This is a genomic window from Candidatus Phytoplasma gossypii, from assembly GCF_030586975.1.
Classification (GTDB): Bacteria; Bacillota_I; Bacilli_A; order Acholeplasmatales; family Acholeplasmataceae; genus Phytoplasma; species Phytoplasma citri.
Genome location: NZ_JAOSIT010000016.1, coordinates 1 through 12,845, shown reverse-complemented (window position 1 = coordinate 12,845; position 12,845 = coordinate 1). Strand labels below are relative to the sequence as shown.

8 protein-coding genes and 1 tRNA gene are annotated in these 12,845 nt (G+C 24.4%); 8 read left to right on the top strand and 1 reads right to left on the bottom strand.

Annotation, left to right across the window (positions count from 1 at the left end; genetic code table 11):
• The first annotated feature begins 299 nt into the window (after window positions 1-299).
• From OC698_RS01795 to OC698_RS01780, 4 genes are all read left to right on the top strand, one after another.
• Window positions 300-390, top strand: a tRNA-Ser gene (locus OC698_RS01795).
• A gap of 127 nt (window positions 391-517) precedes the next feature.
• Window positions 518-1,384, top strand: a complete 867-nt coding sequence (locus tag OC698_RS01790) for a thymidylate synthase (protein WP_304513021.1) — start codon at window positions 518-520, stop codon at window positions 1,382-1,384.
• Window positions 1,381-1,896, top strand: a complete 516-nt coding sequence (locus tag OC698_RS01785) for a dihydrofolate reductase (RefSeq protein ID WP_304513020.1) — start codon at window positions 1,381-1,383, stop codon at window positions 1,894-1,896. The genes OC698_RS01790 and OC698_RS01785 overlap by 4 nt, the downstream gene beginning before the upstream one ends.
• A 971-nt stretch (window positions 1,897-2,867) precedes the next feature.
• Window positions 2,868-3,608, top strand: a complete 741-nt coding sequence (locus OC698_RS01780; protein ID WP_304513019.1) for a lysophospholipid acyltransferase family protein — start codon at window positions 2,868-2,870, stop codon at window positions 3,606-3,608.
• A gap of 29 nt (window positions 3,609-3,637) precedes the next feature.
• Here the strand turns inward: OC698_RS01780 and OC698_RS01775 are convergent, their stop codons facing one another.
• A complete protein-coding gene (locus tag OC698_RS01775) occupies window positions 3,638-6,517 on the bottom strand; it encodes a S1 family peptidase (RefSeq protein WP_304513018.1) in 2,880 nt (959 codons plus the stop codon).
• Between the two features lie 671 nt (window positions 6,518-7,188).
• Here OC698_RS01775 and hrcA point away from each other — a divergent pair.
• The 4 genes from hrcA (at window position 7,189) to dnaJ (ending at window position 12,154) form a co-directional block, all read left to right on the top strand.
• Window positions 7,189-8,262, top strand: a complete 1,074-nt coding sequence (gene hrcA, locus OC698_RS01770) for a heat-inducible transcriptional repressor HrcA (protein WP_304513017.1) — start codon at window positions 7,189-7,191, stop codon at window positions 8,260-8,262.
• Between the two features lie 47 nt (window positions 8,263-8,309).
• Window positions 8,310-9,083 (top strand): nucleotide exchange factor GrpE, encoded by a 774-nt coding sequence (locus tag OC698_RS01765; protein WP_304513016.1) that lies wholly within the window; start codon window positions 8,310-8,312, stop codon window positions 9,081-9,083.
• Complete coding sequence (dnaK, locus tag OC698_RS01760; RefSeq protein WP_304513015.1) at window positions 9,076-10,944, top strand: molecular chaperone DnaK; 1,869 nt, start codon at window positions 9,076-9,078, stop codon at window positions 10,942-10,944. Before OC698_RS01765 ends, dnaK begins: the two co-directional genes overlap by 8 nt.
• A 109-nt stretch (window positions 10,945-11,053) precedes the next feature.
• Entirely contained in the window at window positions 11,054-12,154 is a 1,101-nt protein-coding gene (gene dnaJ, locus OC698_RS01755; protein ID WP_304513014.1) for a molecular chaperone DnaJ, read from the top strand.
• The last annotated feature ends 691 nt before the right edge of the window (window positions 12,155-12,845 follow it).

Genomic DNA, 12,845 nt, shown 5'->3' with positions numbered 1-12,845 from the left:
GTATTTGCCATTTTATTTACAATCAGCCCCCGTCCAAACCGGACAAGCAAGTTTCCAAGCATCCGGCTTTCAATAATTTACTCTCTCTCGAGAACTAATTTCCCCTCGCGGTTAATTAGCTATTTATAATTTACCCTATTCGATAATCTATCATATAAGATAATGATTGATTTGATACAAAGTTAGTTCTCGATTAGGATAATCTTAGTACTAGAAAATTTGTTTATAAGTTTTTTATAATGAAGAATGTTTTATAATTTTTTTTGAAAAAATTTTCAATTAATAAAGAGGATTATTTCGGAGGAATACCCAAGTTTGGTTAAAGGGGCTCGCTTGGAAAGCGTGTAGATCTTATTAGATGCGAGGGTTCGAATCCCTCTTCCTCCGCCATTAATTTTATATAAATAAATATTTTATTATTTCATAACATAATTTTTTTGAAAATAAAATATAAAATCATAAAATATTTAATTTATAAAAATGTGATTTCGAGCAAAAGGTTAAATGTGTTATTAATATGAAAAAATATTTAAATTTATGTCGTACTATTTTAAAATATGGTAATATACGTGATAATCGTACTAAAGTTTTAACTAAAAGTATTTTCGGTTATCATATGCGTTTTAATTTGACCCAAGGGTTTCCTTTATTAACGACAAAAAAAATTAATTTTAATCTGGTGATACATGAATTATTATGGTTTATTAAAGGAGATACTAATATTCGTTATTTGGTGGAAAATAAAGTTAATATTTGGAATGAATGGCCTTACGAACAATATCGTAACTCATCTTTTTTTAAAAACGAAACTTTATCGGAATTTATAAATAAAATTAAAGAAGATGAAAATTTTGCTAAAAAATATGGAAATCTTGGACCGATTTACGGAAAGCAATGGCGTGATTTTGCAGGAATTGATCAATTAAAACAAGTAATTAGTGATATTAAATTTAATCCTTATTCGCGGCGTTTAATTATTTCTGCTTGGAATCCTCCGGAAATATCTCAAATGATTTTACCTCCCTGTCATATATTAATGCAGTTTTATGTCGAAGAAAATAAATTATCTTTACAAGTTTTTCAAAGAAGCGCAGATGTATTTTTAGGAATCCCTTTCAATATTAGCAGTTATAGTTTGTTATTATATTTAATCGCTCATATTACTAATTTACAGGCTTATGAATTAATTTATAATTTAGGAGACGCTCATATTTATCTTAATCACATGCCTCAAATTAAAATTCAATTAAAACGTTCTCCTAAATTATTACCTTATATTACTTTAAATAAAAATATTCATTGTATCGAAGATTTTACTATTAAAGATATTTGTTTGCATAATTATGATGCACACGAAACTTTAAAAGGAGAAATAGCAGTATGATTAGTTTAATAGCAGCCGTAGATGGTAACTTTTTGATTGGTAATGATAAAAAAATACCTTGGCATTATCCTCAAGATTTAGCTTGTTTTAAAAGAAAAGTGACTAATCAAAGAGTATTAGTGGGTTTAAAAACATATCAATCTTTATGTTCTTATTATAAAAATAAAAAATTTCCTTTTAAATCAATCTACTTGGCTACCACTTCTTTTTCTAATATTTCGTCCCTATATCATCGTGATGATATTTCTATTCAACAAGTTGATGATGTTAATTTTTTTTTACAAAATTTTCATAAAACATCAAAATCAATTTTCGTGATTGGAGGTAGGCAAATTTATCAATTAGCTTTGCCTTATGTAAATATATTGTATTTAACTTATATCTTGCGGCGTTTTTCGGGAAATATTTATTTCCCGTATTTAAATTTAGATAAATATATTTTAAAAGAATATCGTATTATAGAAGAATTAATTTTTGCTACTTATTATAATAAAGTAAATAATTATTTGTAATTATTTTTGAAATAATGAGTTATGATTTTAAAGGTTGGATAAAAGTTATTTAATGTATTTGTAAAATTCAAGATTGTAGATAATATCTAATTTCCAGATATTAATTAATATTATATTTTTGTTTTTATAAAGGGGTTAATTTTAATGCAGGTATTTGATTTTTTATTTGTGATAATTTTTTTTGTAGTTTGGCGTTTTTTTATTAATATTTTTTCCAGCATTGTTGGAAAAATAATAGGGGGGTTTTTCGGTTTTTTTGTCGCTTCTTTAGTACCTATACTTCTTTTAAACATTTTGTATAGCATGCTGGAGTGGTTGGGAGTTTCTTGTATGTATTTAAATAGTGAATACTATATATAGAAGAAAAGTAAAGTTTTAAAGAAAAAGGTTTGCAATTTACTTCTTAAATTTACAGCATTTTTAATTATTTGAAGAAATGAAATAGCTTTAGAAAGATAAAAATGTACATCTATAATGATGCTATGAATCCATGAAAATAAAAATAATGAAATTAAGTTAGTAAAATAACAAATAATTAAATATTTTATTATACGACCCAGAAAAATAAATAAAGATTTAAATAATTGTTTTAAAGTATAATGTTCTATCATAATAAAATCCTCTTTTGTGTTGAATTTAAATAAAATTTAAAATAATTATTTACTTTTAATAAAAAAATTGAAAATAATAAAAATTATGATAATTTTGTTATTATTTATTTTTGAAATAATTTTGAAATAATTATAATCTAAAGTTTGTAAAAAAATAATCAAAATAGCTTAATAATTAGATTATTTTGATAATAACAAACTAAATTTATAAATGTTTTTTTAATAAATGAATGTAAATTTATTTTCATATACATTTATATTTTTTTTAACTTATTAATTTATTTTTAAAGAAATGCGAAAAAAAATATGTTTAGTTTTATTTTTATAATAATTTTTTTGATTTGCTGGTATTATTTTATTATGATTTTTCCTATAAAAATAATTGGTATTTTTATTGGTTTTATTTGCGCTATTTTAATATCTTGGTTAACCAATTTATTATTATTATTATTAAGTTTAGGATATATTAAAAACAAATCTATAAACAATATTTATCATTTAAAAATAGTTCAAAGTTTTTCGAAATTAATTGTTCGTTTTTTTTGTATTAAAGTTTCAGTTTATAATTATCATTTAATTCCTTTTAATAATCGTTTAGTTGTTTATACCAATCATAAAAGTAATTTTGATCCTTTTATAATAGCTTCTATATTCCCTCGTCCTATTACTTTTACTCCTAAAGATGAACTTTATAATAATTTTTGGTATGGTTGGTTTTTAAGGTTTTGTTTTGATGCTACTCATTGTATTAAAATTAATAGAAGTAATAGTAGAGATAATTTAAAATCTCTCGAAAAAGCTAAAGAAATAATTCAACATAAACTAGCTGTGTTAGTTTTTCCAGAGGGAGGTATTATTAATTCTATTTCCGATAATATCAATCACTCTTTAGATGGTGCTTATAAAATTTCTATCCAAAATCAAGCTGATATTTTACCTATAACTTGTAAAGGAATTCATAATATGCGTCATAAATGTTGGTTTAGAAGGAAAAAAGTAGAAATATTTATACATCATCATCTTTCTTATTCAGATTATAAAGAAAAAAAAACTTCACAAATTAATCATGAAGTAACTAATATTATTAATTCTTTATTATAATTGTGACATATAATAAGTAATTGAAAATGTTAATTTAATGATTTATATTTATTATATTCCAAAATTATTGGATACAATTTAATAGATATGATTATCATGAGTATAAATATAAATGTTACAGAAATCAATATATTTAAATTTTCTTTAAAGATACTATTTTTGAATAATTTTTTTAAATGAACGTCAGATATTAATTTAGCTTGAATAAAGTTTTCTGGTATATTTATATTTGAATTTTTAAAAAAATTAATACCTATAAAATTACCTTCATTATCAAAACATATAAAATTTATATTTTTAATTTTTTCTTTTAAATTAAATACAGAATCGAATACAAAATTACTATTTTTATTTATTATGCTACTTATTTGACTTTTAAACATTTGAGGATTATGATCATAATTATCTAAATTTGTAAGATAATAGATATCTTCGCCTACTCTAAGGTCTGAAGTTTTTTTAAATGGGACTACCGGATAATTTTCTGAAGATTTAAAGGTCATTAAGATAAGGTTATTTTCGTTGGGAAAAATATTATGTATCGTACCCTCTTCCTTTTTATAAATTTCTTGATCTGAATTGTATATAATGATTTCGTTTTTATCTTGCAAAAGTCTTTTATATAAAAAATTATATAAGTTCATTAAAATATTGTCAGATTCTTCTTCATAAGTAGATAAAACATAATATATATATTGATTATCTTTAGTTTTTGCTTTATTAAAGATGATTCCATTACCACTTATTTGATTATCTTGGTGCCAAACAATTAAAGAATCCATAATTTTTTGTTTTGTAGTATGAATAGAAGTTTTGGTTAAATCAATAAATTTTAAAGATATAAAAGCGCTGTCTTTATTAGATAAATAATGATGATTGTCTAAAGAATATTGTAATAAATCAATAATTTTATTATTTTTATTTTTTCTAATTATTTTTAGATTAATTTTTGATTTATTTTTATTGTCAATATCAGCATATAATTCGATATATTCTTTTTGCGGATCTATCAATAGTATTTGTTGTTGGTGATAATTATAAACTAATTTAATTTTTAATTTTATTTTTGATTTATTGGGATAATTTTTTAATAAGGGGAATGAAATAGGTTTTTTATTAGTTAAATCAGTTAATTCATCTATAGAAAATATAATATTTGGTGTTTCCTGATCTTGATTAATTTCAAGATTATTAAAATTTTGTTTAAAATTAGTAATTTTTTGTATTAGATAATTTTTATGTTTTTCACTATTTAAAGAAGTTATTGTTTTTATATTGTTAGGATTGTTTTGATGTTGGGAAAAAATTTCTTCTAGTCTTTTTTGAATGTGCAAAATATTAATAGCATGTGAAAAATTATCTGTTGCTATAGGATTATTGATAGTATTACGATTCATACCAATAATTTGTCCTGTTTCATCAAAAACAGGACCTCCGCTATTTCCATGATCTATTTCTATATTAAAAGAAATAATAGCTTCATTTAATTGGGTGATATCTCCTTTTTTTAATAAATTTCTTTTTATGGATCTTGTGTGTTGTTCGTTTGATTTTGGCAAGAATAAATTTTCTGACTTAAATGATTCTTGAGACCCCATACTATAAACTGTTTGTTGAATTTCAGGTTTTATAAATTTATCTGGAAAAGCTATTTTGAGAATTTTTTCAATTTCTTGATATTTTTTCTGATTGTTATCTGTAAAAGTTAATATACCTATATCATCAAAACCTTCAGAATTATCAATAATAGTAAAAATTTCTGCATCTTTGTGAGAGTTAAAATAAGAATTATAAATTTTAATTTTAGCATTTTCTTTTTCAGCTGGTAATAAAACATGAGTATTAGTAAGTATATAGTATTTATAATTCTTAGTGTTGGGAATCTGTTCAATTTTATAAACAAAACCTGAACCTAAAAAATTTGTAAATTCAATTGAAAAAGTTATTTTTGATATATTTTCTATGAAAGTTTCAGGATATGGTGGATTTTTCGGTTCTTTTATAGCATTTTCGTCTATATAATTCAATTTAAAGAAACTAAAAAAAGGTATTGAGACATCTATATATTCATTATCTAGTTTTTGTATTAAACCGTTAAATTTTCCATTTTTATTTAATTTAATAAATAATTTTATATTTTGTTCTGGATTATTTGTTTCTGATTTGATTTCTAAAGGTATTAAATATCTTAATTTTTTTTTATTTCTGGTTTCAGGTGTTTTTGAAATTTCGGAATCAGATATATTATCATCTTCATCTGTTGTACTTTCGTAGTAATCATATAAATTATATGAATAAGATGTATCATCTTCATATTCGGTATCCAAAATATTTTGACTTAAGCAGTTATAATGTTTATTTAATATTTGACAAAAATTGTAAATACTATTTGAAGGAATAATGTAATTTATTTCCATTTTTTGAGATTGTTTAGGGTATGAAATTCCAATAAATTCACCTTCTTCATTGAAAAAAATTTTATTATTTTTGCCTTTAATAGAAATAGATAGATCATTTGATTGATTTTGTTCATATTCTTCGCTTATAATACCTTCTTGAAAAGGTTTAATATTTTCATCAATATCCAATGTAAAACCATAAACTGTTTCGCCTTTATGAAAATCATATTTTTTGATTTTGGGAAAAATATTATTATTAATTTGTGATTTGTCAAATATTTTTTTTAATTTATTTTGTATATCTTTAATAATTGTGTATTTATTTTTCTTTTCTTTATTAATAACATTGTCGTTATTGTTGTTGGAATTTGCATATTTAACTAATATGTTATCGGTAGCCGAAATTAATGTTTGTTTATAATTATAATAATAAAATGCACAAACTATTAAAATTAATAAATGAATTGAGATTAATAAATAATTTTTTTTATTTATACGAAAAATATTCATGTTATTTATATATTTTAAATTAAACCTTTTCTTCAATTATCATTAAAATTGTTATTTAATTATAAATTGGTTAGCAAATTTGAAGTAAATATTATTTTACTCGATTTCATAAGATACATTTATTATTATATAATAAAAATTTTTAAGAAATATGTTTTTACATGCTTGACATAATTTTTTAAAAATAATAGAATAAATTTAGCAGTCATGATAATTGAGTGCTAGATTATTTTATTTTTGTTATGAAATGAATTATTTTCATCGATAAATACTTGACAAGCAGTTATTTAATTAGATAAAATAATCTTAGCAGTCATGATTGATGAGTGCTAATTTATTAAAATTATGGCTATACAAAGTGTTAAAATGATTTTCTTTATTTTATTTTATATAAAAAATAGTCTAAATTTTGATTAATCGATAATAATCAATAATATCTTAAATGATATGATGTAAATTTGTTTTTTATTTATTTTTATTTTTTTAATTTAAAATATATTATTCCAAAAAATTAAAGTAATAATTAGTTCGCGGTTTTAAATTATTCTTGATAGTAATTTTAGTTAAGTATTAATAATTAAATTATCAAGAGGTTAGGGATTTTTATTTAAAAGAATAGAAGATAAACTTTATGGTGATGAAAAATTATATTTTTTTCAAGGATTTAAAAATTGATTTCGAATAGAGAAAGATTAATTTTAAAAGCTATTATTGAGCATCATTCGGCACATCAACAACCTATTAGTTCAAAATTTTTATCATGTTTATCTTATTTAAAATATTCCAGTGCCACAATTCGTTATGATATGGCTCAACTAGAAAAAAAAGGTTATATATGTAAAACTCACATATCTAGCGGCAGAATTCCTTCTTTAAAAGGATATGTTTTTTATTTTAATCATTTGATTACACGTAATCATGATATTTTGCAACAAATTTCGTTATTTGAAAATATTTTTAAAAATAAAAATTTTAATACAGAAACTATTATTAAAGAAGCTTTAACTTTATTGGGGAATTTGACTCGCTATCTTGTGATTTTAGCCTTTCCTAACGCTTTAACTACTCACAAAGTAGCTAAAATTGATGTATTTTTTTTAAGTCCGGACAAAGCTATTTTATTGATAATTACTAATCATGGTCAAGTACGTTATCAAAGTATTTTTTTAGAATCTTGTAATAGTTTTAATTTTAAAAATTTGCAGGATATCATTTTTATTCTAAATAATAAATTATTCGATAAATATTTGTGTGAATCTATTAAAATTTTGCAAGAAAGAAATATTGAAAATAATTTTTGCAATTCACGTTTATTTGATAAATTAATTAATATATTAATAGAGATTTTTTATAGTTTTAACTCGAATAATTCACATATTTATGGTATTAATAATTTAATTAATAATTTTGGTTGGGCTGATAGTAATACTATGAAAGAAATTTTGCACATTTTAGATACTAATAAATTAAACGAAATGTTATTTGATGCTCATAAATATATTTTTAAATTTAATAATCGAATACGTTGGATATCTTGTCATAAATTCGCTATTATCTCTATTCCTTGCGAAATTAAGAAATTTCCTGATCAAAAAATGTTTATTGCGGTTTTAGGACCGATGACTATGGCTTATCCAGAAGTTATTCCTATTTTAGAATATTTAGCTGTAAATTTGTCTCAAACTTTTTATAGTAAAACAAATTTAATTCCTGATAGTTGGGAAGAATTTCGTAAACAATATTAATCAGTAAAAATTAAATTTTTAGAATAAGGAGTTTAATTTGAAAATTTATGCATTCTGAAGAACATTTAAAACAAAATCTTAATAATGATAAAAAAAATAACAATAAAAATATAAATAAAAATAATTGTTCTTGCCAAGAAGAAAATACCCAATCAAATAAAATTTCTTCCGATGGTGTATCTTCAGATATTAATGTAAACAAAAAAGAAACTTCTAACTCGAATTGTAGTTGTAGTAATAAAGAAAATAATGAAGATACTATTACGAATTTTGAATCAAAGAAATTTATTTCAAATGAAAAAGATTTACAAACATTACAACAACAAGTAAATTCTTTACAAAAAGAAAATTTTGATCTTAAACGAGATTTACAAGAAGTAAATCAACAAAGAACAAATGATAATTTGAAATATTTAGCTGATTTTGATAATTTTAAAAAACGTATTACTGTTCAAACAAATAGAGAAATCAAATACGCTCTAACAGATTTTATTAAAAATATTTTAGTTCCTTTAGAGCAATTCGAAAAGGTTTTAGAAATGCCTAATGTAGATGAATCTGTTAAATCTTTTTTATTAGGTTTCAAAATGATTCATAAACAAGTTAAAGATATTTTACAAAAGGAGGGTGTTGAGGAAATTAAAGCTTTAGGTGTTAAATTTGATCCGAATTTTCATTATGCTTTAGAAAAAATATCAGATCCAAAACAACCTAATGGTATTAATATTTCAGTTTTACAAAAAGGTTTTTTGTATAAAGATTTAGTTATAAAACCAGCTATGGTAAGAGTAAATGAATGGAGTGATAAAAATAATGACTAAAAAAAATACAAATTTAAGTCCAATCATAGGAATAGATTTAGGTACTACAAATTCTTGTGTTGCTTGTATGGAAAATGGGCAACCGAAGGTAATTACTAATTCTGAAGGCGATAGAACTACACCTTCTGTTGTAGCTTTTAAAGGAGACGAAATTATTGTCGGTAAAGCCGCAAAACGTCAAATGGTTACTAATCCTAATACTATTCTTTCGATTAAAAGAGAAATGGGTAAAAAAGGTTACTATAAAGAGTATAATGGTAAAAAATATACTCCTCAAGAAATTAGTGCTATTATTTTGCAAAATTTAAAAAAACAAGCTGAAGATTATTTGGGAACAAAAGTAACAGAAGCTGTTATTACTGTCCCTGCTTATTTTAATGATGCTCAAAGACAAGCTACTAAAGATGCTGGTAAAATTGCTGGTTTAGAAGTGAAAAGAATTATAAATGAGCCTACAGCAGCAGCTTTATCTTACGGATTAGATAAGAACACTCAAAAAGAACAAAATATTTTAGTATTCGATTTAGGCGGAGGTACTTTTGATGTTTCTATTTTAAATATTGCAGAAGGTAATTTTCAAGTTTTAGCTACTGCAGGTGATAATGTATTAGGTGGTGATAATTTTGATGATGCTATCGTAGATTTTTTAGTTGAAATTTTTCGCGAAGCAAATGGAATTGATTTGAAACAAAATAAAGATTTAACTGCTTTGCAACGTTTAAGAGAAGCTGCTGAAATGGCTAAAAAAGAATTAAGTAATGTTGTATCTACAGTTATATCGCTTCCTTTTATTACTATGTCCGCTAATCAAACACCTTTACATTTAGAATATACCCTAACAAGAACTAAATTTAATGAAATAACTAAAACTTTAGTAAATCGTTGTGTAACTCCTTTAAGACAAGTTTTAAAAGATGCTAAATTGCAAGTATCACAAATTGATCAAGTTATTTTGGTGGGTGGTTCTACAAGAATTCCAGCTATTCAAGAATTAGTTACTAAAGAATTAGGAAATAAACAGTTGAATAAAAGTGTTAATCCTGATGAAGCTGTTGCTTTAGGAGCAGCTATTCAAGGAGGAATTTTAAGAGGCGATGTTCAAGATATTGTTTTATTAGATGTAACTCCTTTATCTTTAGGTATTGAAACTTTAGGTGGTATATTTACTAAATTAATCGAACGTAATACTACTATACCAACATCAAAATCTCAAATTTTTTCTACTGCGGTAGCTAATCAATCTTCTGTTGATATTAATGTGTTACAAGGGGAAAGAGCATTAGCTAAAGATAATCAATTATTAGGTAGTTTTCAATTAACAGGTATTCCTCCTGCTCCAAAAGGTATTCCTCAAATCGAAGTTACTTTTGATATTGATGTAAATGGTATTGTTTCTGTTTCCGCTAAAGATTTAGGTACTAATCGCAAACATAGTATTACTGTTTCAGGAGGTAGTGGTTTAAGCGAAGAAGAAATTCAAAAAATGATAAAAGATGCTGAAAAAAATGCAGAAACAGATAAACTTCAAAAAGAACGTATTGTATTACGTAATGATGCGGATAATTTTATTTCCCAAACTCGTCAAACTTTAGAATCTTTGAAAGATTCTGTTGAAGAACAAGAAAAGAATGATATTGAATCTAAAATTCAAGATTTAGAACAAGCTTTAAAAGGTGATGATTATGATTCTATTAAAGAAAAATTAAGTATTTTAGAAAAAGCTTCGCAACAACTAGCTGTAAAAGCTTATCAAAAAGCACAACAACAAACCAATAAAGAAAATCAAAATCAAGATACTACTGAAGAAGCTGCTAAGTCAGAAGATAAAGTAGTAGATGCCGAGTTTGAAGATAAAAAATAATATAAACAATTAATAATAAATTTAATAAAGAGCCAAAAAAAGATCTTAATAACTTTTTTTGGTTTATTTATTAAATTTTATCTATTGTGTTACAACGAGGAGTTTTATTTTGAAACAAAAAAAAGACTATTACGAAGTTTTAGGATTATCACGTGATGCTAATTTGGATGATATTAAACGAGCTTATCGAAGTCTTGCTAAAAAATATCATCCTGATCGTTGTAAAGAAGCTAATGCTGATGCTAAATTTAAAGAAATACAAGAAGCTTTTGAAGTGTTGAGTGATACCGATAAACGAGCTCAGTATGATCGAATGGGCCATAGTTTTAATAATCAAGGCTTTAATAGTGATTTTCAAGGTTTTCAAAGTGCTAATTTTGATGAATTTGAAGATATTTTTTCGAGTTTTTTCGGTCGTAGAAAAAGTAATCGTCAAACTTCTAAAGGTGAAGATCATAATATAAAAATAACTATTAGTTTTATGGAAGCTGTTTTAGGTACTCAAAAATCAATTGAATTTTATGTTAAAGAGCATTGTGAAAAATGTAATGGTACAGGAGCTAAAACAAAAAATGATATTAGGGTGTGTCACGTTTGTAAAGGTTCTGGTTACATTTCTTATACTCAACAAGGTTGGTTTGTAAGTGTTTCAAAACAAGTTTGCCCTGAGTGTAGTGGTCAAAAAAAAATTATTTTAGATAAATGTGTTTTTTGCCAAGGTATGGGCCTAGTAAAAAGTAAGCATAAAGTGACTTTAAATATACCTGCCGGAGTTGAAAGTGGCATGACATTAAAATCTCCAAATCAAGGACATCAAGGGCCTTTAGGAACACCTAGTGGGGATTTGTATGTGGATATCGAGGTTCAATCTCATAAGATTTTTCAGCGTAAAGATAATGATATTTTTTCTTCGGTATTAATTAATTTTTACCAAGCAGCTTTAGGTACAATTATTAATGTTGATACTATTCATGGTGATGTTAAATTAAAAGTTCCTGCTGGTACACAAACTGATACTAAATTTAGATTAAAAAATAAAGGTGTTCCTTATGTGAATGCTCCTTCTAGTTTAGGCGATCATTATGTTATTATTAAAATTTATACACCACAAAATTTATCGAATACTCAAAAAAAACTTTTTCAACAATTGGAAGAATTAGATAAATTAAATCAAAAATCAAAAACTAATTCATCTTGGTTTCATTTTTGAATTGCTCAAATAAATAAAATTATTTCTAAAATAAAAAAAATTATTCAAAATATATTTGATAATTACAAAAGATAATTATGATTTACTATTTAACGATTATATTTATATGGATATATATTGATATAAGTATTTTTAGAAGTTAGATGTTTGGGATTGGGCGCCAAAGAGGCCTAAATTTCGTGCTATCTAACCAATAGCCAGAGCTGATAAACTCTGAAAGGAGATGGTCGGTTTGACAAACGAAAGAATGTCAAATTACAGCAGACCATAAAAGCGGGTTGCGACGAAAGCAAATTAGTCAAAAAGACTTCGCCACCAAATAATTCTATGGAGAAGCCTGGAATGGCCTAAGAAGGAAAATTGATGTAATAGCATAACCTGTCCCGGAAGTTGCTTAAACGGACAGTCCAGAGACTACTAATATACAAATTCTGTATTGAGTAGTTTATCACATAAGAAAACCTGGAATCAGCCTCCTAAAGAGGATACTTCCCCTAAAGAATTAAGGTAGAAATTTAGGGTAACTTGGAGAATCCTAAAACCAAGTAATTAAATTTACTAATTCGGAAATAAAAGCCCGGATGGTCAAGGATAAAGCATCTTTTTAGTAGTCGTAAGGGTAAACCTAAATTTGGAATAATTTAGTTAATCGGCTTACCGAGAAGAGAGTTAATGACTCTTATAGGGCGAA